The sequence below is a fragment of the Paenibacillus sp. J22FR21 genome (genome assembly GCF_056269135.1).
Window position 1 is genome coordinate 908,414 of record NZ_JBWDNJ010000002.1, and the last position, 23,755, is coordinate 932,168.

Here is a 23,755-nt window from a genome sequence, read left to right on the forward strand (position 1 = left end):
GAATGAGGAAAGTGTTGTATTTAGGGTGGATTGGCTTCAACAACCTTGGAGATGAGTGGATGTGGGAAATGTTCCGAGATATGGCGGCGTCTCATCTTAGGGCGGAAGAGCACGTTGTTATACCTTCTCTCCCACATGTGGAATGGAAGAAAGTAAGCCAGTACGATACGATCGTTCTCGGCGGGGGATCGCTGGTCATCCCAGGGTACATCGATCTGGTGTATGAGGGCCTCGAGCTCGGGAAGACTACCGTAATCTGGGGCAGCGGCCATGACCGGCTTCATAAATGGGTACCCTCGCAGGATACAGAGCTGAAGCCGGAGCCAATCGATGAAACGAAACAGTATCGCCAGAGGCTGAAGGCCGTTATGGAGCAAAGTGTCTATTGCGGGATTCGAGGACCATGGACTAGAGAATATATCGAATCGCTAGGTGCGTTATCGCATAATATTACGATCAGCGGGGACTCCGCAATGCTGATGAATGCGCTGAATCCGGTGACGGTGCCGGAACCAGTCGGAAGCGTACAACAACAGCATCGCACGATCGGCATCAATTGGGGCACCTCCTATAACCGGATTTACGGCGGCGACGAGGTACAAGTGGAGGACGCGCTTGCACAAGCATGCCGCTCCTTGCTGGCACTCGGATACAACCTTCATCTGTATTCGGTTTGGGGGCCAGACCAAGAAGCATTGGCAAGGCTGTACAGCAAGCTTGGTCAAAATGAGCGCGTTACGTATGATCCCAAGTTATATGCTGCAGGGGATTACGTGCAGTTGCTTAGCGGATTCGAAGCGACGATTAACCTCAAGCTGCATGCCAATCTGTTATCGGCGGCAGCGAACGTCCCGTTCGTGTGTATCGGTTACCGATTCAAGAGCTTCGATCTGATGCATGGCCTAGACTTAGCCGATTGGATTATTCCTACGGATGATGTGCAACTAGCGGATAAACTGACGGAAAAAGTCCAGGCTGCAGCAGCTTGGCGAGACGGCTATATCAGCAAGCTTGAGCGGGGACGCAAGACTGCTTATCAATCGCTCGTTACACCTTTCAGAGAAGGATTATTCTAACGGGAAGAGATTGTCCGAGTGAAAGGGGACAGTCTCTTTTTTCGTGGGGAAGGGCTTATTTGCTTGAACGCACAGTCATTATTATAAATGGATAAGCTTCGCACAAAATGTATAAAATAACCCAGTCAAAAGGAGGTGTTAATATGGTTACATTGGAAAAGAAATTGTACACGGCTACAGTAAATGTTGAAGGTGGAAGAGAAGGCAAAGCGGTTTCCAGCGATGGCAATCTTAATTTGGACTTGAGATATCCAAAGGAATTAGGAGGCCCCGGTGACGGAGTCAATCCAGAGCAGCTGTTCGCTGCAGGATTCGCCGCTTGCTTCGAAGGCGCGATGGGGACGATCATTCGCAAAAAAGGCGTTAAAACGGAAGGGATCTCCATCGTTTCAAATGTTACGCTCGGTAAGGATGCAAACGACGGCTATGTACTTGCCGTTCATTTCGACATTACGGTAAAAGGCATAGATATTAGTGTGGCTCAGGAAATCGTCGATGAGGCTCATAAGGTTTGCCCTTATGCCAGAGCTACGCAAGGCAATATCGAAGTTATCTCGCATGTGATTGGCTGACTTTAGCTTATAAGAACAGAAAGCGGCGGGCCTCTATGGTCCGCCGCTTTGTGCTTTACGTCTTACATCCTAGAATTGCTGTTGATTGCTGCCGTATCCCATCGTGGATTGCGGACTCGACGAAAATCCGTGACGATTAATAACCGGTCCTTGGTTTGAGAAACCGGCATTATCCAGCACAGGCGTATTACTTGCATGGCTTACATACTGTGTTGCGCCATAACCATTGTTAGCGTTCGCGCCGTAGCCGCCTTGGTTTTGCATGTTTTGTGCTTGATAGCCGCCAAAGTGAGCAATCACGGGTTGCGATTGATTCATGTAGTTCGTCGATGCTTGGTATGGCTGCGGTTGTGGAGTGTTATGGGCTTGGTAGCCGCCAAAATGCGAGATGACCGGTTGTTGTGATTCCGAGTAGTTAGAGCTGCCGCCAACATGAGAAAGCACCGGCTGCGATTGGTTCATGTAGTTATAGTTTGTCGAAGCTTGGTAAGGCTGCGATTGGTGTGTATGTTGCGCTTGATAGCCGCCGAAATGCGAAATGACCGGTTGTTGTGATTCCGAGTAGTTAGAGCTGCCGCCAAAATGCGAAAGCACCGGCTGCGAGTAGTTGTTAGCAGAGAACGAATTCATCGAGGAAGACTGGCCATATCCGTTGTTTTGTGCCGAGTATCCGAGCTGGGAAATCACCGGACCAACGTTGGATTGCGCGGAAATCGAGCCTGGTTGTCTTGCATTGTCTTGGTAGTGAGATTGCACATAACCCGAGGGTTGGTACGAGTTCGATTGTTGACTAATCCCAGACATGTTTCCGTTATAGCCCTGCAGTCCGAATTGGTTCATTAAAGTGTTGTCCTCCTAGAATTCGTGGATTTGGCTCAAGAAAGTTAAATTACGTGCTTCAGCCCTCTAAAGCCTCCTATAGTGTTTCAGAATCGGTTTGTTTTTATGATTGTTAGGAAATGGAAAGTTGTTCTTACGTTTATTACGGTCATTGTACCGTTCCACAGGTTAAAAGGTGCACTTTGAAGGGTTGACCGAACAAGGCATCTGGAAGAAAAATGAAATAGAGCAGTTGGAAGCACAACCTGCGAAAATTAGGAAGGAGGGAATATTGATACCTTTTCTAAGAACGTTTTCATGTTTGCAGCCCAGTCATTCGAATTTAGGAGGAGATTGAATGAGGACAGGTAAAGCAACGAGAACAACGAGAACCGGTTTATCGGTATTATTAAGTTTGATTCTGGCATTTGGCGGTTTGTTAGCACTGCCGGTCAGCGTGTCTGCGGCGACAACGATTTCCAATATTACGCTGAATACGACGACTCCAGCCATGTATGACAAATTTGAGATCAAATTTGATCTTAGCGCGACATATTCGAATCCATTTAACCCTGATGAGGTTGATGCCAGAGCTTATGTGACTACACCTTCGGGTCAGACGGAGATGGTACCTGCATTCTATCTATCTAATTCTTCTCCCAAATGGGCAATTCGTTATGCACCACGTCAAACAGGGACGCACTCTGTCTACTTGAAGGTGGCGGATGGCAACGGCACAGGGCAGTCATCAAACTATACGTTTACAGCCGGAGGTCCGGGGAATAACAGAGGTTTCATGGGGATTAGCGGGAATCGTTTCATCGACAGTGCGGGCAAACAGCTGACATTGATTGGTACGAATTACGCATGGGGAGCTCCGAGTGAGATTTTGGCCGCTATGCCTCAGTATAGTGCTGCTAAGATGAATCTGATGCGTGTATGGTACAGCGTCTGGTGGGGGAACTATGCGCCAGAATGGGGACCGACCGTAACAACGCAAAATGGAATTACAATGAGCTATGACGGCGTTGGCAAATATCAATTGGAGAATCAAGCGCGGCTGGATACATTGATGGATACGGCATCAGCCAATGGCATTTATGTGATGCTTACGATGAACAGCTTCGGTGATTTCTACTACGATTGGCCGCAGAACGCTTATAATACGGCCAACGGCGGACCGTCCTCTTGGTCGGAAAACAACACGGATTTCTGGACGAATGCAACTACCATTGCCTATCAGAAGAAATTGCTGCGCTATGTTTTTGCCAGATGGGGCTACAGTCGCGGGCTTGGCATGATGGAGTACTGGAATGAATCGGACAATCGCGTCGATACGAATGCAACAACACGAGCATCGTGGCATGCTTCCGTGGATAATTACTGGAAAAGCCTCGATTTCTACGATCGTCCGACGACGACAAGCTTTGCTTGGAAGGATCATCAAGAATTCAATCAATCGACCTGGGAAACGTTGACGACCATGGATACAACGAACTTCCACTTATACGAAAGCACCCCGGCTGTAATAGATAAATGGGAAACCGAATTGAAGCATTTCCTTGCTGACTTCGGGAATCGCCCTGCATTTGTTGGGGAGTATGGCATCAGCGGCGGCGGTGAAGATCCGAATGACGCTTCGGTTCAGCGTTATGTGCATGATGGCCTGTGGGCACCGATCTTCCGAGCCGGAGCTGCGGGCGGAAATTTATTCTGGGAATTCGCAGGGGCGGCAGGCTTTAATGTTCCGGCCAATATCAAAGCATTACACACGGCACTTGCGAACTTCGTGCAGCCCGAGGAAGCATATCTCGTCACGATGCCTTTCACGGATTACGGCGCACAATCCAACCAAACTAAAGTTGGCGGGTACAAAAATGCCGATCGTGCACTGCTCTGGATCAATGATACGACGGCCAACTATACTGTGGGCAGTCCGAGAACGGTGAGCAGTATGTCGTTTTCACTGTCGGGTATGAACAATGGGACGTATGATGTCACTTACTTTAACACCGTCACAGGTACGAATGTGTCGACAACGACAGCGACGGCTACCGGCGGCAGCCTGACATTCTCGTCTATCCCGTCCTTTACTCGTGATATCGCAGTGAAAGCAATACGTCAAGGCAGCGGAACTGCGGATACGCAGGCACCGACTTCACCGACGGGTGTGACTTCGCCTTCGAAGACGAGTACGACCGTTTCCTTGTCTTGGAGTGCTTCAACCGATAACGTTGGCGTTACAGGTTATGATGTCTATCGCGGTAGTACGCTCATCGGATCAACAGTCGGTGCAGGTGCTACATCCTTCACGGCGACGGGTCTGACAGCCAATACGGCATACAGTTTCACGGTAAAAGCGAAGGATGCTGCCGGCAATATCTCCTCGGCCAGCAATGCTCTGAATGTCACCACGAACGCACCGGATACACAAGCGCCAACCACTCCTACAGGTTTGTCTTCGCCATCAAAGTCGGATGTTACTGTCAGCTTGCAGTGGACGGCTTCGACCGACAACGTAGGCGTCACCGCCTATGATGTCTATCGCGGCAACACGCTTGCAGGTTCAACAAGCGGTACGGCAACCAGTTTTACCGATACAGGTTTAACTGCTTCGACAGCTTACACCTACACAGTGAAGGCTCGGGATGCGGCAGGGAATATTTCGGCCGCAAGCAGCTTGGTCAATGTGACGACGCTTGCTCCGATCCCGACTAATATGCTGCTTAATCCGGGTTTTGAACAGGACGATGGTAACGGAAAGCCGAACTTGTGGACCATGGAGCAAAACTACTACGTTTTCCGAGATACGAGCGTGAAACGAAGCGGCTCTGCATCGATGAAAGTAACCGGTACGTCCGGCCCATGGTTCGGCATCTATCAAGATGTGAACGCGCTGGCAGGTACAGCCTATACGTTCGACGGATACGTCAATATGGCATCCAATACGACAACAAGCCTAGACGTTAAGCTGCAATTCTTGAACAGCTCCAATGCCCTGATCTCCGAGTCAACCGTGGCATCGTATGCAAGCGGGGCGACTACCTCCGGTTTCGTTAATATACATGGTTCGTATACTGCACCTTCAGGCACAGTTAAAGTTCGCGTGTACACGTATATGAAAGACATGCGAGGAACGATTTATTTTGACGACTTCAACTTGACCGGTGGCAGCGGTGGCGGAGGAACGGACACACAAGCGCCAACGGCACCTGCGGGCTTAACGTCGCCGTCGAAGACCAGCTCGAGTGTCTCGTTATCATGGACGGCATCAACGGACAATGTCGGTGTCGCGGGTTATGATGTTTATCGCGGCAGCGCCTTGGCAGGCTCGACAACCGGGGCGACAACGTTCACGGACAGCGCTCTGTCAGCGAACTCGTCGTACAGCTACACGGTGAAAGCGAAGGATGCAGCAGGCAATGTATCCGCCGCAAGCAGTGCGCTGAATGTAACGACAAATGCCGCGCCGGATACGCAAGCGCCAACGGCACCGGCGGGCTTAACGTCGCCGTCGAAGACCAGCTCGAGTGTCTCGCTATCATGGACGGCATCAACGGACAATGTCGGTGTCACGGGTTATGATGTTTATCGAGGCAGCACCTTGGCAGGTTCGACAACCGGAGCGACAACGTTCACGGATAGCGGTCTGACAGCGAACACGTCGTACAGCTACACGGTGAAAGCGAAGGATGCAGCAGGCAATGTATCCTCCGCAAGCAGCTCATTGAATGTAACGACGAATGCCACAAGTGGAACGAATCTGCTTGTGAACGCCGGCTTCGAAACCGACAACGGCTCAGGCAAACCGGCAACATGGACGATCGAGCAGGATTACTACGCTTCGCTGAATACATCGGTCAAGAGATCCGGCTCATCGTCTCTGAGGATTGACGGTACTACGGGGCCGTGGTTTGGTTGGTATCAGGATGTGAATGCGATAGCCGGAACAGCCTATACGTTCGACGGCTACGTCAATGTGGCTTCCAATAACAACAGTACGCTTCAAATTAAGGTGCAATTCATTGATGCAAGCGGAACGGTACTAGCAGATAACGTTGCTGCTGCGTATACGGGAACGGCGACGACCTCCGGTTTTGTTCATGTGCATGGGACATATACTGCGCCTGCAGGCACATGGAAAGTTCGAGTATACACGTATTTCAAAGACATGCGGGGCACGTTTTATTTTGACGATTACTCACTCACTTAATAGGGTATGAAAAGCAACTGCCCGAAGCCTGACTTCGGGCAGTTGTTCTTCTGGCAGAATAATAAGGCGCAAACCTTACTCCTCCTGGTTAAGCTTTCACTTTTACGTTAATAAGTGGTATGATCTCTGATAAACAATTATCCGAGGTGGGATAACATGGATATTACGATCCGAGAGTCAAAGAGAGTAGCTGCAGAACGAGCGGCGGCGTACATACAAGCCGGTATGATTGTTGGATTAGGCACGGGGTCCACTGCCTATTGGGCGATTCAGAAGATCGGCAAGGAAGTCAAAGATGGACTAAGCATTCAAGCGGTTGCGACTTCCATTGAATCGGAGAATTTAGCAAAGGAATTAGGAATTCCGATTCTTTCTATTGCCGAAGTCGATTCCATTGATCTGACAATTGATGGAGCTGACGAGGTCGACGATGGCTGGAATCTTATTAAAGGTGGTGGCGGTGCGCTGCTGCGCGAGAAGATTATAGCTTCAGCCAGTAAGGAACTAATCATTATTGTTGATGAAAGTAAACAAGTAAGCCAGCTGGGTAAATTTCCTTTGCCGGTTGAGATCGTTCAATTCGGATATGAGCTAACCCGGAAACGATTGGGTAAGCTTGGTTGCGTTCCACAGCTGCGGATGAGCGAAGATAAACCTTTTATTACCGATAACGGGAATTATATTGTGGATTGTCAATTTGAGACTATCGTCCAACCCCACGAGCTGCATACCACGATTAATATGATACCCGGTGTTGTAGATAATGGCCTGTTTATAAAGCTTGCAACGAAAGTGATCGTTGGATACAACGATGGATCGGTGAATGAACTATGATTTATAGCTTTATTGTTTAAATAAAAAAGTTCTTGTCAGAAACCAATGACAAGAACTTTTATTGTTTAACCAAACGCTAGTCGATTTCAGCAAAACGTATGCATACAGGCTTGGATACGTGAAGCTCGCTGCCGGTTGGTAGCAGCTTGCCCGATTCGGCATCGCGGCTGAACGTCACGATATGGTTGCCATCGCGATTCGCCACAAGTGCGTACCGTCCGTCCGGCGACAGCGCGAAATTTCGCGGGTGTCCGCCAAGCGTAGGTGCATATTCAATCGGTTCAATCCGGCCGTCGGCCGGGTTGACGCGGAAGACGGCCAGGCTGTCATGCCCGCGATTGGAGCCGTATAAGAACTTTCCATCCGGCGACAGGTGAATGTCCGCACAAGCATTGTCGCCTGTGAACGATTCCGGCAGCGTGGAAATGGTCTGAACGACGCTGAGTCGTCCTATAGCGGCATCGTACGAATAGACCGTGATCGTGCTGTTTAATTCATTGATCCCGTAGCCAAATGGCAGCTCCGGATGAAAGACGAAATGACGCGGTCCCGATCCGGGCGTGATGGATTGCTGACTGCGAAGGAGCATGCGCGTATTTGGTAAATCCAATTCATAGACAAACAAGGTATCAAGGCCGAGATCGGATACGACAGCATAACGGCCAGCGTTATCTACGATAACCGAATGGGCTCTGGCCTGTGTTTGTGCCGGATGAACGCTGGAACCTTCATGCTGGTGCATGTCGATTGTCTGACCGATCCGTCCATCCTCGAGAATGGGCGAGAGGCTGATCATGCCGCCATGATAGCTCGCTGTCATAGCAAATCGACGCGTCGCATCAAGTGAAATATGGCATGTTGTAGCTGGAAGCGTAATTTCTTCGTTGACGCGAAGCATGCTCCCATCGGTAGGGTCGAACCGGTATGCGGCAGCTGATCCGCATTTTCGGCCATCCGAATCCTTGCCTTCCATGATCGTATAGAGCATACGATTCGTACCGTTAGGTACGAGGAATGTCGGATTTTGCAGGCCATCCGCTTGACCAATCAACGTTAGAGCGCCAGTTTCTTTGTCATATGTGCAAGCGTAAATGCCGGGTTCGTTCGCGTTTGCATAAGAGCCGATAAAAGCAAATGTCGATGCCATAGTCAAGCAAACCTCCATGTCTTGGAAAATAATCGTTCTAAGCTGACATTTTACCATTATTCGCGGGAAAAGGCACTCGCGGAACGTTTTAAGCTACACCCGATGTGTTTTCCGGTAAAAGGAGGGGGTCATGCCGCGCTTTTGCCGGAATACACGACTTAAATAAAAGCCGTTTTCGTACCCGCACCGGGAAGCGATTTTGTCGATGCTGAGTTCAGTTTCCTCAAGCAGCCGACAAGCTCGGGAGAGCCGTAGTTCCGTTACGAACTCAGATGGCGTAACTCCATAAGCGGTGCGGAAGCGACGGGTCAGCTGAACCGGTGAAAGCTTCAGTGAATGCGCCAGGTTCCGCATGTTTAGTGGTGCGTAAGCATGGGCAGTCATGAGCTGATGCGCCTGCTGAAGCTCCGGGGGAATGTCAGTATGGTCAGGATTCAGATCATTTCCACGCTCCAACGCCACCAGTCGCAGCAGGTCGTTCAATAAATGCTGCTTATTCGCTTGTGCGATCTGGTTCCGTTCCGGAGCTAGTTTTTTTAAATAAAGCAAATCGGACAGCAAACGTACTTCATCTGCTATGCTGATTTTCCCTCTTAACTGGAGCTCCTCCCCGAACTCAGATTCTGGAATCCTTACTGTATCCGTATTAGAAGCGGTATCTATATCCATATCCATATCCATATCCGTATTGGCCACGGGTTCCTCTTCCCAATTGAAATGGAGAAAGTGAAAGTTAAGTGTGCTGATCGTCCGTCGATGAAACCAAGTATTCGGCGGACAGATCACCAAGTCACCGAAACCAGCTTCCCCCTCATGATCATTGATCGAGAATACAAATTTGCCTTCTTGCGCGGCGAACATCGTCCAGTATGGATAAATATCACGGTCGAGCGCAAAACGTTCTTTGCGTTCCCAATAGACATGTGAAACTAACTTTGCATAATAATCGAATTTCATCCGCGCTTCCACCTTTGATGTACTATTGAAATAAAGTATATCAATTCTCGTAATACAATGCATGTTATTTAAAATGAGGATCTTATAAGATGAAATTAAAGATATTCATTTTCGAATAAGGAGTGCATGGGATATGAGAAATGAGGTCGTGGCGACGGAGATAACGGTTATCGGCGGCGGACTGGCGGGGGTATGTGCGGCTATCGCCGCAGCTCGGCAGGGAAGAACGGTTTCGCTGGTTCAAAACAGGCCCGTGCTTGGCGGTAATTCCAGCAGCGAGGTGAGGGTATGGGTTTGTGGCGCAACTGCGCACGGAAACCATCGCTATGCAAGGGAGACCGGTATTATGGGCGAGCTGTTCATTGAGAACCAGTACCGTAACATGGATGGAAACCCGTATTTTTGGGATTTGGTCGTCATGGAGAAGGTACGGGCCGAGCCCAATATCCGCTTATTTCTCAACACGGATGTGCATGAAGTAGAGGCCAGCGGTGACGAGGACGACAGGAAGATTCATTCCGTAACGGGCTGGATGATGGGATCAGAACGAAAGATTCGCTTTGAAAGCGATGTGTTTCTGGATTGCTCGGGTGACGGACTGGTTGGCTTTCTGGCTGGAGCTAAGTATCGCGTCGGCCGTGAGTCGAAGGAAGAATACAACGAGGATTGGGCGCCTGAAGTGGCAGACGACATTACACTCGGCAGCACGCTTCTGTTCTATACCAAGGATGCGGGCCATCCTGTGAAGTACATCCCGCCTACTTTTGCCAAAGACATTACGCAAACGACGATTCCGATGAAACGCGTCATTCGCAGCGGCGATTACGGTTGTGCCTATTGGTGGATTGAATGGGGCGGAGAGTCCGACACCGTTCATGATAACGAACTGATTCGTGACGAGCTGTGGGCAGCTATTTATGGCATTTGGGACTATATCAAGAACTCAGGCCAGTTTGATGCCGATAACATGACGCTGGAATGGGTCGGCTCTATCCCAGGAAAACGGGAGTATCGCCGATTTGTCGGCGATCATGTACTCAATCAGAACGATATCGTGGCGCAGCGTGAATTCGAAGACCGCATTGCTTTTGGAGGCTGGTCCATCGATCTGCATCCGCCGCAAGGGATGTATTCGACGGAAAGCGGATCTAAGCACCTTCATACGGACGGCATCTATCATATTCCGTTTCGCTCGCTGTATTCCGTGAACGTCAATAACCTCCTCATGGCCGGCCGCGATATCAGTGCCTCGCATGTCGCGTTCGGGACGACGCGCGTAATGGCAACTTGTGCTGTCATCGGTGAAGCCGCGGGTACCGGGGCCGCATTATGCGTAGAGAAGGGAATTTCACCACGCGAACTGCATAATAGCCATCTGCGCGAATTGCAGCAAACGATGCTCAAGCAGGATGCCTCGATCATCGGCTTGCGCAACGAAGATCCGAACGATCTGGCGCTTCGAGCGACCGTCAAAGCATCGAGTACGTTGACGAGACTTGCGGTGGAAACGCCGGTAGAAGCTTATCCCCTTAAGTCAGATATCGGCTTACTGCTGCCAGCAGATCCGGACATTGACGGCATTGAGGTGTTGGTAGATGCTGCAGAAGCAGCGACGCTTACAGTCGAGCTTTGGAATACGGGTCGTGGCGAGAATTACGTCCCGCATACGCTGCAGACTTCTACATCTGCGCAAGTTAGCAAAGGTGATAGGCAATGGGTAAAGCTGCATTTGCAATGGAAACCGGCTGCACCACAAAATGCCTTTCTCATCATTAAAGCCGTCGAGCCTATTTCGGTGCACTTGTCCAATCAGCTACAAACGGGAGTGCTTACATTTATCAATGGAGCGAAGCCAGCTGTCTCCACAGATCTCGAGAACCATCAGCGATCGCAGCCAGTCATGCAATGGAGCATGAATCCGTTTGTGCGCAAACCACTCTGTTTCCGTCTGTTATCCGGGACAAATGCATTCTCCCCTGAGAGAGCTGTCGATGGTTTCGCTCGTCCGTTTGCAGGTCCTCATCTGTGGTCGTCCGTCGCCATGGGGGAAAACTCGTCAGAGTGGTTGGAGCTGAGTTGGGAGAAGCACGTGAATGTTCGTTCGGTCCACGTTACGTTCAATGACGACGTTAACGAGGACTTGATCAACCTCCACCATCACCGTACCCCGTTTGCAATCATGCCGGAGCTGATTCAAAATTATGCCGTTGAGGTCTACGCGAACGGCAAATGGACGGCTGTGGCTGAAGGACAAAACAATCATCAACGCAAGCGTATTCATTCACTGGATGAGGCTGTAACCGCAGATAGGATCCGTATCGTGGCTTATTCAACTAACGGAAGCCGGCGTGCCGAAATTGTCGAAGTCAGGGTGTACGAATAGGTTATAGGCGATACAAGAAGAGTAAAGGGAGCAATTAGCCGAGTTCGGCATTGCTCCCTTTGTCATCCTTTAACGCAATTGAGCCGGTTCCCAGTTCATAATATAATCGGCAACTTCTTTATAGCCCTTCTCGGCAATAATCCAATGAGACCGTTTGGGGAACTCTACAAAATGTGTAGTGGCTCCGGATTGTTGATTATAGAGCTGAAAGTTCTTCTGTACCATGGCAGCAGGCACGATATGATCTTCCTCACCTGCAATGATCAGGAGCGGCCCTCGCTTGCCGTTCTTGAAGTTTACCGTTAGCGGGCTCCCGGAATTGAAGGAAGCAAATGCGCTTTGGAAAAAGATCCTGCTTGTTTCGGGGACGGCATAGTTGAATGCTTCTTTTTGCTCTTTTAAAGACAATGTATTTACGAAAGCAAATTGGAATTGCTCGAACGATAACTTCACGGTTTTTCGCCAAGGCTTGAGAAGGATGGACGCTACTGACTTGGATGCCGTCTTATAAGCGCCAGGGTTGATTCCTTTAGTAGCAGCAGGGTCAATTGCGATGCCGGCAGCTCCTAAGTTGCGGTCCATAAGAATCTGAGTGATTAAACCACCGAAGGAATGTCCAATAAGGATAGGTTTCTCCGGCAATGCCTGAATAATTCGCACATAATGGTCAACGACTTCCTTCAGGCCAAGCTTGTTAAGCGCTTTGGAAGGATTATTCCGAAGTTCATCGATACTCCGTTCATGGTGCGGCCATGCGGGAGCGATCGTCTCATATCCTTGCTCGATAAAGTAGTTACGCATTGGTGACCAGCTATCCGGTGTCATAAAAGCACCGTGAATAAATAGAATAACCGGTTTCTTCGTTTGTTTTGAATTGGCCTGCATAGCAACGTTGTTCATGTATGATTGCCCCTTTCGTCTAATGAAGTTGTTGGTTGATAGGTATGATAATAACAGGGCTGCATGAAACGATCCGTAACTTTGTCACATAACGATAAACAACTCAAAAAACCACCTCAAAGAGGTGGTTAATTAGTTATCGGATATGCTGAAAACCGCACGGGATCCGAGGCTTATGGTCGGTATCCAGGGCACATTTATGCCAAATAACGACTGTGGCAACCGTTAGAGTTGAAGTCGCTACAATTCGATATAGCTTTCGAGGGCGCTTCGATCAGTAATGATGATTTTCCCTCTCGAGAGTTTAATGATTTCTTCCTTCTCAAGTAACTTTAACGACCTGCTGATTACTTCGCGGGCCGATCCCAGCTCAACAGATATGATGTCATGCGTAATATGCAGAGTATCGGAATTACCGGCTTTCTCCGCCATTTGAATAAGAAATTCGGCAATTCTACCACGGATGGATTTGAAATGGATGCTGTCCAGAAGATTGGACATGATGACTATTCGATTGGCGAAGGATTTAAAGATAAAACGACGGAATGACTTATATCGATCTGTCCAGTCTCGAAAGATCTCAGCAGGAATCGCCAGCACTAAACCTGTTGTTTCTACGCAAGCGGAAGCTTCATATTCACCTTCGCCTAGAATACTTGTGGTCATTAAAGGACAGCATTCTCCGCTATGAATTCTATATAAAGTGATTTCCCGACCCCCGGCGCTTATTTTATACATTCTGACTGTACCCTCTAGAATCATCATTGCATACTCTAGGATTTGTCCTTCTTCAATAATATAATTAGGCTCCATTTGCAGCACTGTGATGCCATCCTGATTCCAATCCTGTTCAGTGATCTCTGCTAAGCTTGGGAATAATGAAATTATTAGAGATAAATGTTCGGATACAATCAAGCGTGTCACCCCCGTAAGAACTTCGAATGTACTAAGGAATAAAGATCCTGACTGTTGTACCTTCGCCAGGGCGGGAGTGCAGTGTGATCCCGTATTGTTGGCCGTAATAAAGCTTCAAACGCTCGTCCACGTTATTGATGCCGACACCGCCTAATTTGGGCAAGGACAGAGTGGACTCCTCCTTGATGGCCTTCGCGCGGATGTCGGGATCGAAACCAACGCCATCATCTTTTACGACGAATTGCACGTTCCCATCGTCGCTCGGCAGGCATGTAACAAGCAAAAGTCCTGGACCTTCTTTTTCCCGGATGCCATGATAGATGGCGTTCTCTACAAGAGGCTGCAAAATAATCTTCGGAATGACTTTGGCAGACAAATCCGGATCGAAATGAAGTTGATAATTCAGTTTATCTCCATAACGTTCCTTCTGAATGAATAAATATTGGGCGACGTGGTTCATTTCATTCTCCACCGTCGTGAATTCGCTGCCACCGCTTAAGGAAAGCTGAAAGAATCTGGCCAGCGCCTTTGTCGTTGAGATGACGCGCTCACTCTCATTAAATTCTGCCATCCATACGATTGTATCCAATGTATTGTATAGAAAATGTGGATTAATCTGACTATGCAGCACGCTCAATTCGTACCTGTGCAGTGTCTTTTCCTTCGTTTCGATGTCTTGCATCAGCCGGCGCATCTCCGTTACCATCGAATTGAAATGCTGCGCAAGCCCCTGTACCTCCGTTGCACCTGTTTCTGACACACTGACTTCCAGCGTTCCCGACTTTACCTTTTGCATCGCCTGCTCGAGACGACGAATCGGTCTGGTGATGCTTTTGGCTAAGAAAGGGGATACAAGTATGATGAGCAGCAGCAAGCCCAGTCCCACTAAGAAGAACGAGCGGAGCAGTTGATTCCGCACTTGCTGAAGACCGTCTAGAGAGCTGACGCCAACGAGTGTCCAATCGGAATTTCGCAGCTTCGTTTGATTGACCCAGCGGTTGTCCGACGGTTGATAGCCCTGCTTGGACATGCTGATCATCCGTAATTGATCCTGCTTGGCAGTGTCCGTGAAGTAAGAGGGATCATTGTGATACACGATGCCGCCATTGCTGTTAATGATAAAAGCAAACCCTGTACGGCCCAGATCCAAGTCGTTCATATAATTTTCGATGCCTTTGTACTCAATATCAAGCAGCACGACACCGAGATTACGATGATTTGCATCCCTGATTTCTTGACTCATGGAGATGACCCAGTTATTCTTGTCCATCGAAAACTTCTGCATGCGCGCGGAAGTAAGTACCGGGTTCGTGCTGTTGATCGCGGCAACATACCAGGGTTCATTCATCATATTGGAAGAACGAATCATGTTTAATTTGGTCTCATTGGACAGCACATAACCATCCTTGCCGATGACAACGACGGATTTGATGTTAGGATCGGATAAGAGGGCAAGATGGATGAGCTGGAGCTCGACCTGTTCACCTTCCTTGGTCGGGGAAGAGAGCGTTTGAATCGTTTGAGGATTCTGAGCCAGCATGGTTGTCAACACTTTCAACCGGTCGATATACATCTCCACTAAACTGCCGCTCTTAGAAATCGCCGAATTGGCAGATTGGATCGACTCGTTCATGACCGCGCGGGATATTCCGACATATAGCACAGTGCCGATTATTCCGATCGTGAACACGCTGATCAGCATATAAATCCACGAAATTCGGAATTGCAGAGAACGGGGAATCAGTTTCACGAGTGTTTGATCCTTTCCCGATATTGAATGGGGGAGAGCCCGAATTTCTTCTTGAATGCGGCGCTATAATAGTTCGGGTTATCGAAGCCTAATGAGGTGGAGATCTCATAAATCTTCATGTCCGAAGTGAGAAGCTGCAGCTTGGAGCGCTCTAAGCGAATACCCAATAAGTAATCCTGGAAGGATACATTAAACAGTCGCTTAAATAAAACACTCATATAACCAGCGCTAAACCCGACCTGATTCGCCAAAGCAGCAAGCGAGAAATCCGGGTTTGCCACATTATCTTCAATGATTTGAGTAATTGATGCCTTATGCCCCGAATCGTCCGGCAATTGAAGTGTCGATTTGTACTCGCTGACAACCTGCTGAAGTTCGGACAACTGCTGTTCTTGTTGAAGCTTCTCGACTAATTTGCGCAGCACTTCATACACGTCGGTTCTGGAGACCGGCTTGAGCACGTAATCGTCTACGCCGATTTTGAGCGCGGTAACCGCATATTCGTAATAATCATAGCCTGTAATGACGGCGATCTTCGCTGCAGGCTTGATTTCCTTCGCTTTGCGTGCGAACTCTAAGCCATTCATCTTCGGAATATTAATATCCAGCAGTACAAGATCGGGACGATGGGCGAGGAAGAGCTTAAGCCCTTCTTCGCCATTATCCGCTTCTATGATTTCCGTAATATTGAACTCCTCAAAAGGCAGCAGTCGTTTGATTCCGTTCCTTACTAATTCTTCGTCTTCGACGATTAGCAGCTTATACATCGATTCAATCCCCTTGAACTTGTTATTCGACTGTGGAACGGAGGTAGCCGTAGCCATCCTTCTCCATATCGTCTAGCGGAACAAATCGGATGGAAGCACTGTCGATGCAATATCGTTTCCCGGTAGATGCCTTAGGACCGTCGTCGAATACATGCCCCAGATGGATATTGCCGACCCGGCTCCTCACTTCTGTACGTACCATATTATAACTCTTGTCTTCGTGGTAGGTCACTACATCCGGATCGAGCGGCTTCGTGAAGCTAGGCCATCCGCAGCCTGCATCATATTTGTCGCGGCTCGAGAATAAGGGTTCTCCCGTAGTCACATCAACATAGATGCCCGCGTCAAAGGTATTCCAATATTCATTGGAGTAAGCTGCCTCCGTTTCGTCTAGAACGGCTACTTTGTACTGAATATCCGTTAATGTCTGTTTGAGTTGCTCGTTGCTGGGCCGGGAGTATAAGGATGGATCGACTTTGACCGGCTCATCTAGAATCGTAAGATCGACATGGCAGTAACCATCCGGATTTTTCTCCAAATAATCTTGATGATAGTCTTCCGCCAAATAGTAATTAGTTAAAGGCTTTACCTCGGTTACGATCTTCTTCGTGTATTTCTTCTGTTCCTTCGCTACAACCGCGTTAATGACGGACAGATCGCTATCGTGGCTATAATAAATCCCCGTTCTGTAATTGATGCCCACATCGTTCCCTTGTTTATTCACGCTGGTCGGATTAATGACCTTAAAGAAATCGGTCAGCAGATCGGATAGCGGAAGGCGATCCGGATCATACTTCACCTCGGCTGTTTCCGCGTAACCACGGTCACCTTGAACAACATCTTCATAAGTCGGATTGTTCCCTGTCCCATTGGCATACCCGACGGTTACATCTTGAACACCGTAAATACGCGATATATAAGCTTCAATTCCCCAGAAACAGCCGCCGGCCAAATAAATCGTTTGCAGCTTGCTTTGCGAATAGTCAACCTTATCGTTCGGGTTCGGCGAACGCGTCGTAGTTGGTTCTGTAGAGGCGTCTGTGATGGCGCCTAGAGATTCGCCTGTTGTATTGGTGGGTATTTGGCTTCCGCAAGCCGTTACAACTAACAATAAGAGCAAGGATACTGCGCTTATTAATCTTTTCAAAACAATCCCTCCCGGCTAAGAATACAGTTTGCGACTAAGAAATTAATTTGAACGTGCTGGTGATCACATCATTCGAGTTTTGTCCCGGTGCCTTCTTGACCAGAATTCCGTCTGATCCAATGTAAAGGGAGGTCGGGTAGCCGCGTACTCCGAATTCCTTGGCCCATTTGCCGCCTTCATCCAACAGGACGGTTACATGGTTAGCCGTGTTTTCCGCTTGCAAGCCCTTGAACCACTCTGTAAAATCACTCGCGGATTGCTCGCCGTTGTAATCCGGACTAACGATCGTAATCACCTTGAAGTCATTCGTTTGACCCGCTAATGTGTTCAATTCGTCCATGCCTGCGAGACAGATCGGGCACCAAGAAGCCCAATATTTCACATAGACCTTCTGGCCGGCTAGACCGGCTAGCGTGACTTGATTCCCATCGAGATCTTTCAGATCAAATTTCGGTGCGGCTGAGCCTTTGTTTATCGCGGTCGATGCTGATTGGTCAGCATTCGTATTGCCGCAAGCTGCCAGCAGAAACAGCAGGATGAACAGGGGAATGACATGCAGCGACCTGGTTGTTGGTTTCATTATGATAAACCTCCTTGTATGGCAACTCTTGAGCGACGATTAACTAAACCACGCCGTAATCATATTCAGCTTGTTCGTCATAAGCAGAATTCCCATGACGATAAGCAGCAGGCCGGATACGACTTTCAGCTTCGGCAGATGCTTATTGAAGGCACGTAATCGTCCGATTAACAGATCCGAGAACAGGGAAAGGATAATAAACGGAATCGATAAACCAAGTGCGTACACGAGCATGTAACCTCCGCCTTGAAGGGCGGACCCTTCGCTGGCCGATAAACTGAGCACCGCCGCGAGAATAGGGCCAATACATGGCGTCCAGCCAAAGCTGAATGTGAAGCCAAGCAGGAAAGCGGAAGCGAAGCCCATTTGTCCTCTCCATGCTACAGCGAGCTTCTTCTCACGCTGCAAGAAGAGTAACGTAATGATCCCCGTCTGGAATACTCCGAATACAATCACGATGATCCCGCATACATGTGTGAACCAACTGGTATTAATGACATGCCCAAGACTTCCCGCTCCGAAACCAAGCAGCACGAACACGAAGGATATCCCGAGCGTGAAAAATAAGGTATTCCCAATTAGGGATGGATGGAAACGCAGCCTTCCGATCCGGACAACTTTCGTTGCACTTCCCGGTGCAGTGCCGCCGAGATTGGCTAAATACACGGGCAGCATAGGCAGTATGCAGGGAGAGAAGAAGGATAATATTCCGGCGACAAACACGCTGCCAATGAACACTTGCAAATTCAACACCGGGACCACCTCCTTGTTGGTACCATTGTACGAGTTTCAAATCTGAAAAGGTATACACTCTGATGATGAGAATCTGTGAAATGATCATGTATATAATCGAAGGCGATTCTTGCTAAACAAGCGAACAGAAAATTATAGGCACTCGTGTTATATCGACAGACTTTTCAGTTGTAAAGTGAAATATTGGAAAAGCATTAATGATGCTGCACCTGTTCAGTAGTTGCCTATTAATGACTGCTAATCCGCGGTGTGACAGCGGAATAAGGAGGGAAACGAGATGAGATTCGGACTTACCGCGTATGGCACGGTATTTCATATGGGGCTGCATGCCGGGTCTAATCGGGTCCGTATTACGGCTCGAGACCAAATCGACATGGCTGAAGCGTATGGCCTTCAAGGCGTTGAAATTCCGTTAGACGTGCTTTCACAGAGCGACCCAGGAGAAGTTGCAACTTATGCCGGTAAGAAAGGTATGTTCGTGAATGTCGCCACTGGGGGCTTCGAACCCACGTCACTCATGAAAGCGCTTCACCTATCGAAGATGGCGGGCGCGCTTACGCTTCGTACCGTTGTAGGCGGGGCTAAGATCGGCGGTGATCGCCGTCATATGGCAGGAAGCTGGCAGCCTTTTCTGAAGCAGGTCTTGAGTGCGTTTCAAGAAGCCGTGGAAGTCGCCGAAACGATCGGCGTCAACCTGACGGTGGAGAACCATCAGGATTTGGCATCCGAGGAATTACTATGGCTCTGTGACACGATTGACTCCGAGCGTTTCGGCATTACGCTGGACACCGGCAATCCGCTTGCGACAGCCGAGCATCCCGCAGACTTCTTCCGAAGCGTGGCGCCGTATGTCAAGAACGCACACTTGAAGGATTATAAGATTTACGGGTCGGATGAGGGATACAGGCTCGTGCGCTGTCCGATCGGACAAGGCGTCATTGATTTTCCGGACCTCTTTGCGCTGTTGAGCGAACGGAACCCGGACGTAACGATGTCCGTGGAACACGGTGCGCTGGAAGCCCGGCTTGTGCGAGTGCTTCGGGAGGATTATTGGACCGAGTACCCGCCCCGCACGGCGAGGCAGCTATCCAGGCTGCTGCGTTTCGTTGAAGATCGGGCCAGACAGAAGGGCGATTGGAGAACGCCATTCGAGCAGGCTCAGTCGCCGGATGATATTGCCAAGTACGAGTTGGAAGAGATGGACGTCGCGATGGCATACCTCTCCAAACATATCCGCGAGCATGAGAAACGCTCTGAATCTGCAATCAAATAGGAGGGATCCCTATGCATGCGACAGGATTTCAAGGGAGAAATGCGTTGGTTACCGGTTCCAGCCGAGGACTTGGCAAGCAATACGCGCTCGACTTAGCCCGTGCCGGCGCTAATGTGATCATCCATGACATTCGGGACAGCTCAGCGGCTGAATTCAATGAAGCGGCGTCAGGCCATGCGGTTGCCGAAGAAATCAGACAGCTGGGTGTCAAGTCGGCATTCTTTGCGGCTGATCTGGCGGACCCGCAGCAAGCGGAACGACTGATTGCAAGCACAATTAACGAGCTGGGCTCTTTGGATATTCTCGTGAATAACGCAGGTGGCGATATCGGCTTAAACAATCCTCGCCCGGATCCGAATGATGCGCTGGATATATCCATCGACGATATTCGTTCGGTTGTTGAACGCAATCTGTTATCCACGATGTATACCTGTAAGTTTGCAGGTACTTATATGCGGAACAGAAGATCCGGCAAAATCGTGAATGTGGGCTCCATTGCAGGGCATGTTCCGGTAACGAACGGAATTATTTATGCGGCAGCCAAAACGGGTATATCTTCTTATACGAGAAGCTTGGCGGAGCAATTGCGTCCGTACGATGTGAATGTGAACTGCATTTCTCCCGCTCCAACCTATACCGGCAGATTCCTTGCAACGCGGACTGTGCATAGCGAAGAAGGGAGATCGCGCTTACAGCGCATCGCTCAGCCCGAGGATATGTCTAATATTGTCCTGTTTCTATGTGGTTCTGCATCGGATGCCTTGTCCGGCGAAACGATCGTATGCTGGAAATAATGAAGCTGAGGGTGAAATTGAACGATGACCGAAGCAATCCGTTTTATCATGGGGTCAGAGAAGCCGAGCAACTACAACATCTTTACGCACGCAGCCGGTCCGGAGGGCAAGCTGCCGCTCACTTCCGAGATGCTGATGAATCTTCCGAGCGGGGATCTATTCGGCATGAGCCAAAATGTCGGCATGGGTTGGAAACCGGAGCGGCTTCTCGGCAAGCAAGTTCTTATTCTTAGCACGCAGGGTGGCGTCCGGGGCGAAGACGGCACACCTATCGCTCTTGGCTATCATACCGGTCATTGGGAAGTCGGTCTTCTCGTCAAAGAAGCGGCACTTGAAGTGTCCGCACTCGGCGGAGTTCCTTTTGCCGCGTATGTCAGCGATCCCTGCGACGGACGTTCGCAAGGGACTACCGGAATGTTCGACTCGCTGCCTTACCGTAACGATGCGGCTATGGTGTACCGGCGGTTGATCCGGTCGCTTCCGACTAGGAGCGGCGTAATTGGGATAGGAACCTGTGACAAAGGACTGCCCGCCATGATGATTGCCTTAGCCGCAATGCACGATCTACCCGCGATCATAGTTCCGGGCGGCGTCACGCTGCCTCCGACAGCCGGTGAAGATGCGGCTAAAATCCAAACCATGGGGACACGTTTCGCGCATGGACAAATTTCGCTCGACGAAGCGGCCGATCTCGGCTGCCGGGTATGCGCTACGCCGGGAGGCGGCTGCCAGTTTCTCGGCACCGCCGCCTCAGCTCAAGTTGTCGCCGAAGCGCTTGGCATGTCACTCATGCATTCGGCACTCGCGCCTTCCGGCCAGCCGATATGGAGCGATATGGCCCGTCAATCCGCGAGGGCCGTTCAATGGATGCATGCGAACGGAATGACCATGCGTGATATATTGACGGATGCTGCCTTTGAGAATGCTATGGCTGTTCATGCGGCCTTCGGCGGATCCACGAATTTGCTGCTGCATATTCCGGCTATCGCCTATGCGGCTTCATGCCGTATGCCCGATGTTGCGGATTGGACACGCGTGAACAAGGCAGTTCCGCGTCTTGTGAGCGTGCTGCCGAACGGACCTGAATATCATCCTACTATTCGTGTGTTTATGGCCGGAGGTGTCCCGGAGGTCATGCTGCATCTTCGTAAACTCGGTCTGCTCCAATTGAAAGTAAAGACCGTCTCAGGCGAGTCCCTTGATGCTCTCTTGGATTGGTGGGAGGATTCCGAGCGGCGCCATAACGTACGCAAACGGCTGCAAGAAATCGACGGCATTGACCCGGATCAGGTGATTATGAACCCGCAACGAGCTTCAAGCAGGGGACTGACATCGACGGTAACTTTTCCAATCGGCAATCTTGCTCCTGAAGGATCCGTCATTAAGTCCACTTCTATCGATCCAGACGTTGTCGGCGAAGACGGCGTGTACCGCCATGTCGGTCAGGCAAAGGTGTTTACATCCGAGAAAGAAGCCGTAAAGGCGATCAAGCTCGGTCAGATTCATGCAGGCGATGTAATCGTGCTAATGGGCGGTGGTCCATCCGGAACGGGGATGGAGGAGACCTACCAATTAACATCCGCATTAAAGCATCTTCCGTTCGGCAAACGTGTGACATTACTCACGGATGCTCGTTTCTCCGGTGTTTCAACCGGGGCTTGCATCGGACACATTAGTCCCGAAGCATTGGCCGGAGGGCCGCTGGGCAAAGTGCGAAACGGCGATTGGATTGATGTTTGCATTGATCGCAATAAGTTGGAAGGCAGCATTCATTTCATAGGTCAGGGCGAAGAGCGTTTCAGCCCGGAGGCCGGTGCTGTCGTATTGGCTGCTCGCCCTCTTCATCCAAACCTTGCTCCAAACCCATCATTGCCGGACGATACCCGGCTATGGGCGGCGCTTCAGGCTGCAAGCGGAGGTACCTGGAGGGGAAGCATTTATGATGTGGATCGAATTGTCGAAACATTGCAAGCGGGAATGGAAGCATTGCGATTAACCAGAGCTAAGCAAGAGACCGGAGGCTGAATATTCATGGGTAAACCTCGTCTGGAAGGCAAAGTGATCGTAGTAACAGGCGGAACGAGAGGAATCGGCAAAGGAATCGCTCGCATGTGCGCGGCTGAAGGTGCTTCAGTGGTGATTACCGGGAGGAACGAGCAGGATGGAAGTCAGGTTGTCTCCCAGATGGTTGAGGAATTCGGCACGAAAGCGCTGTTTATCCGGAAGGATATTAGCAGCGAGGCGGCTTGCCGCGAATTGATCGAGGAAACCGTCGCATATTTCGGACGCATCGATGGCCTGGTCAATAATGCGGGAATTTTCCCGAGAAGTACGATACTGGAAACGACGGAGGAGCTATTCGATTCGATCTTCGCTGTCAACGTGAAAGGAGCTTTCTTCTGCTCGAAATATGCCATATCGGAGATGCAGAAGACAGGCGGCGGTTCAATCGTTCAAATCGGTTCCACGAACGGATTTCGTGGCTCGCAGGATCTTGTCGCGTATGCATGCTCAAAAGGCGCACTGCGGACGCTTAACCGCAATATCGGGGTCCATTATGCCAGGGATGGCATTCGCTCGAACTGGGTGACCGTTGGCTGGGTCGCATCCGAAGGGGAAGTGGAGCTGCATGCGAAAATGGGCTATTCGGTCGATCAGCTCAACGAATGGGCGGCAACCCGCGTACCCAGCGGGCGCATGCAGACGACGGAGGATATGGCCTATGGCGTGGTTTATCTGCTATCGGACGAATCCAATCAGGTAACCGGAACGGAGCTCTCCATTGCCGGCGGCCTCGGTATTTAACTAAATGCTGTAGAACAATAGGTAGGCAGCCGACGAAGTGTTCGGCTGCCTACTGGCGTTAATTGTATAG

Annotated in this window: 19 protein-coding genes; 9 read left to right on the forward strand and 10 right to left on the reverse strand. The window is 49.8% G+C overall.

The window, feature by feature from the left end; genetic code table 11:
• Positions 1–2: 2 nt before the first annotated feature.
• Positions 3–1,076: a polysaccharide pyruvyl transferase family protein gene (locus AC0YNS_RS09935; protein ID WP_475780823.1), complete on the forward strand. Its 1,074-nt coding sequence runs from the start codon at positions 3–5 to the stop codon at positions 1,074–1,076.
• Positions 1,077–1,219: 143 nt separating this feature from the next.
• On the forward strand, positions 1,220–1,648 hold the full coding sequence (locus AC0YNS_RS09940; RefSeq protein WP_475780824.1) for an organic hydroperoxide resistance protein: 429 nt from the start codon (positions 1,220–1,222) through the stop codon (positions 1,646–1,648).
• 69 nt (positions 1,649–1,717) lie between these two features.
• Here the strand turns inward: AC0YNS_RS09940 and AC0YNS_RS09945 are convergent, their stop codons facing one another.
• Positions 1,718–2,488 (reverse strand): hypothetical protein, encoded by a 771-nt coding sequence (locus AC0YNS_RS09945; protein ID WP_475780825.1) that lies wholly within the window; start codon positions 2,486–2,488, stop codon positions 1,718–1,720.
• Between the two features lie 337 nt (positions 2,489–2,825).
• Here AC0YNS_RS09945 and AC0YNS_RS09950 point away from each other — a divergent pair, with 337 nt between their 5' ends.
• Positions 2,826–6,680 carry a fibronectin type III domain-containing protein gene (locus tag AC0YNS_RS09950; RefSeq protein ID WP_475780826.1) on the forward strand — a complete coding sequence of 1,285 codons (3,855 nt, stop codon included), beginning with the start codon at positions 2,826–2,828 and terminating at the stop codon, positions 6,678–6,680.
• Between the two features lie 156 nt (positions 6,681–6,836).
• Positions 6,837–7,514, forward strand: coding sequence for a ribose-5-phosphate isomerase RpiA (gene rpiA, locus AC0YNS_RS09955; protein ID WP_475780827.1), 678 nt, complete (start codon positions 6,837–6,839; stop codon positions 7,512–7,514).
• 76 nt (positions 7,515–7,590) lie between these two features.
• Here the strand turns inward: rpiA and AC0YNS_RS09960 are convergent, their stop codons facing one another.
• On the reverse strand, positions 7,591–8,661 hold the full coding sequence (locus tag AC0YNS_RS09960; protein WP_475780828.1) for a lactonase family protein: 1,071 nt from the start codon (positions 8,659–8,661) through the stop codon (positions 7,591–7,593).
• Between the two features lie 93 nt (positions 8,662–8,754).
• Positions 8,755–9,618, reverse strand: a complete 864-nt coding sequence (locus tag AC0YNS_RS09965; RefSeq protein WP_475780829.1) for a helix-turn-helix domain-containing protein — start codon at positions 9,616–9,618, stop codon at positions 8,755–8,757.
• A gap of 133 nt (positions 9,619–9,751) precedes the next feature.
• On the opposite strand from AC0YNS_RS09965, the gene AC0YNS_RS09970 reads away from it, so the two are divergent.
• A complete protein-coding gene (locus tag AC0YNS_RS09970) occupies positions 9,752–12,001 on the forward strand; it encodes an FAD-dependent oxidoreductase (protein WP_475780830.1) in 2,250 nt (749 codons plus the stop codon).
• Positions 12,002–12,070: 69 nt separating this feature from the next.
• On the opposite strand, the gene AC0YNS_RS09975 is transcribed toward AC0YNS_RS09970, so the two are convergent.
• From AC0YNS_RS09975 to AC0YNS_RS10005, 7 genes are all read right to left on the reverse strand, one after another.
• Positions 12,071–12,901 carry an alpha/beta hydrolase gene (locus tag AC0YNS_RS09975; RefSeq protein ID WP_475780831.1) on the reverse strand — a complete coding sequence of 277 codons (831 nt, stop codon included), beginning with the start codon at positions 12,899–12,901 and terminating at the stop codon, positions 12,071–12,073.
• Positions 12,902–13,141: 240 nt separating this feature from the next.
• Complete coding sequence (locus AC0YNS_RS09980; protein WP_475780832.1) at positions 13,142–13,816, reverse strand: Crp/Fnr family transcriptional regulator; 675 nt, start codon at positions 13,814–13,816, stop codon at positions 13,142–13,144.
• Between the two features lie 31 nt (positions 13,817–13,847).
• A complete protein-coding gene (locus AC0YNS_RS09985) occupies positions 13,848–15,566 on the reverse strand; it encodes a sensor histidine kinase (protein ID WP_475780833.1) in 1,719 nt (572 codons plus the stop codon).
• Positions 15,563–16,333 (reverse strand): response regulator transcription factor, encoded by a 771-nt coding sequence (locus AC0YNS_RS09990; protein ID WP_475780834.1) that lies wholly within the window; start codon positions 16,331–16,333, stop codon positions 15,563–15,565. Before AC0YNS_RS09990 ends, AC0YNS_RS09985 begins: the two co-directional genes overlap by 4 nt.
• Before the next feature lie 22 nt (positions 16,334–16,355).
• Positions 16,356–17,480: a peptide-methionine (R)-S-oxide reductase MsrB gene (gene msrB / locus AC0YNS_RS09995; RefSeq protein ID WP_475780835.1), complete on the reverse strand. Its 1,125-nt coding sequence runs from the start codon at positions 17,478–17,480 to the stop codon at positions 16,356–16,358.
• A 34-nt stretch (positions 17,481–17,514) separates the two neighbouring features.
• Entirely contained in the window at positions 17,515–18,060 is a 546-nt protein-coding gene (locus AC0YNS_RS10000; RefSeq protein ID WP_475780836.1) for a TlpA family protein disulfide reductase, read from the reverse strand.
• A gap of 39 nt (positions 18,061–18,099) precedes the next feature.
• On the reverse strand, positions 18,100–18,813 hold the full coding sequence (locus tag AC0YNS_RS10005) for a cytochrome c biogenesis CcdA family protein (protein ID WP_475780837.1): 714 nt from the start codon (positions 18,811–18,813) through the stop codon (positions 18,100–18,102).
• Positions 18,814–19,090: 277 nt separating this feature from the next.
• Between AC0YNS_RS10005 and AC0YNS_RS10010 the strand changes: the two genes are divergently transcribed.
• The 4 genes from AC0YNS_RS10010 to AC0YNS_RS10025 are packed head-to-tail and all read left to right on the forward strand — an operon-like array spanning position 19,091 to position 23,685.
• Positions 19,091–20,086 carry a sugar phosphate isomerase/epimerase family protein gene (locus AC0YNS_RS10010; protein WP_475780838.1) on the forward strand — a complete coding sequence of 332 codons (996 nt, stop codon included), beginning with the start codon at positions 19,091–19,093 and terminating at the stop codon, positions 20,084–20,086.
• Between the two features lie 11 nt (positions 20,087–20,097).
• A complete protein-coding gene (locus tag AC0YNS_RS10015; RefSeq protein WP_475780839.1) occupies positions 20,098–20,880 on the forward strand; it encodes an SDR family NAD(P)-dependent oxidoreductase in 783 nt (260 codons plus the stop codon).
• Positions 20,881–20,904: 24 nt separating this feature from the next.
• Positions 20,905–22,905: a YjhG/YagF family D-xylonate dehydratase gene (locus AC0YNS_RS10020; protein ID WP_475780840.1), complete on the forward strand. Its 2,001-nt coding sequence runs from the start codon at positions 20,905–20,907 to the stop codon at positions 22,903–22,905.
• Positions 22,906–22,911: 6 nt separating this feature from the next.
• Positions 22,912–23,685: an SDR family NAD(P)-dependent oxidoreductase gene (locus AC0YNS_RS10025; protein ID WP_475780841.1), complete on the forward strand. Its 774-nt coding sequence runs from the start codon at positions 22,912–22,914 to the stop codon at positions 23,683–23,685.
• Positions 23,686–23,755: the final 70 nt, after the last annotated feature.

What these genes read in the sequence shown, in the direction of transcription:
- AC0YNS_RS09960 (WP_475780828.1), bottom strand. Translation starts at nt 8,661, where the DNA reads ATGGCATCGACATTTGCTTTTATCGGCTCTTATGCAAACGCGAACGAA.
- AC0YNS_RS10015 (WP_475780839.1), top strand. Translation starts at nt 20,098, where the DNA reads ATGCATGCGACAGGATTTCAAGGGAGAAATGCGTTGGTTACCGGTTCC.
- AC0YNS_RS09945 (WP_475780825.1), bottom strand. Translation starts at nt 2,488, where the DNA reads ATGAACCAATTCGGACTGCAGGGCTATAACGGAAACATGTCTGGGATT.
- AC0YNS_RS09970 (WP_475780830.1), top strand. Translation starts at nt 9,752, where the DNA reads ATGAGAAATGAGGTCGTGGCGACGGAGATAACGGTTATCGGCGGCGGA.
- AC0YNS_RS09950 (WP_475780826.1), top strand. Translation starts at nt 2,826, where the DNA reads ATGAGGACAGGTAAAGCAACGAGAACAACGAGAACCGGTTTATCGGTA.
- AC0YNS_RS09965 (WP_475780829.1), bottom strand. Translation starts at nt 9,618, where the DNA reads ATGAAATTCGATTATTATGCAAAGTTAGTTTCACATGTCTATTGGGAA.
- AC0YNS_RS10010 (WP_475780838.1), top strand. Translation starts at nt 19,091, where the DNA reads ATGAGATTCGGACTTACCGCGTATGGCACGGTATTTCATATGGGGCTG.
- AC0YNS_RS10020 (WP_475780840.1), top strand. Translation starts at nt 20,905, where the DNA reads ATGACCGAAGCAATCCGTTTTATCATGGGGTCAGAGAAGCCGAGCAAC.
- AC0YNS_RS09935 (WP_475780823.1), top strand. Translation starts at nt 3, where the DNA reads ATGAGGAAAGTGTTGTATTTAGGGTGGATTGGCTTCAACAACCTTGGA.
- AC0YNS_RS09990 (WP_475780834.1), bottom strand. Translation starts at nt 16,333, where the DNA reads ATGTATAAGCTGCTAATCGTCGAAGACGAAGAATTAGTAAGGAACGGA.
- AC0YNS_RS09940 (WP_475780824.1), top strand. Translation starts at nt 1,220, where the DNA reads ATGGTTACATTGGAAAAGAAATTGTACACGGCTACAGTAAATGTTGAA.
- AC0YNS_RS10000 (WP_475780836.1), bottom strand. Translation starts at nt 18,060, where the DNA reads ATGAAACCAACAACCAGGTCGCTGCATGTCATTCCCCTGTTCATCCTG.
- rpiA (WP_475780827.1), top strand. Translation starts at nt 6,837, where the DNA reads ATGGATATTACGATCCGAGAGTCAAAGAGAGTAGCTGCAGAACGAGCG.
- AC0YNS_RS09975 (WP_475780831.1), bottom strand. Translation starts at nt 12,901, where the DNA reads ATGAACAACGTTGCTATGCAGGCCAATTCAAAACAAACGAAGAAACCG.
- AC0YNS_RS10025 (WP_475780841.1), top strand. Translation starts at nt 22,912, where the DNA reads ATGGGTAAACCTCGTCTGGAAGGCAAAGTGATCGTAGTAACAGGCGGA.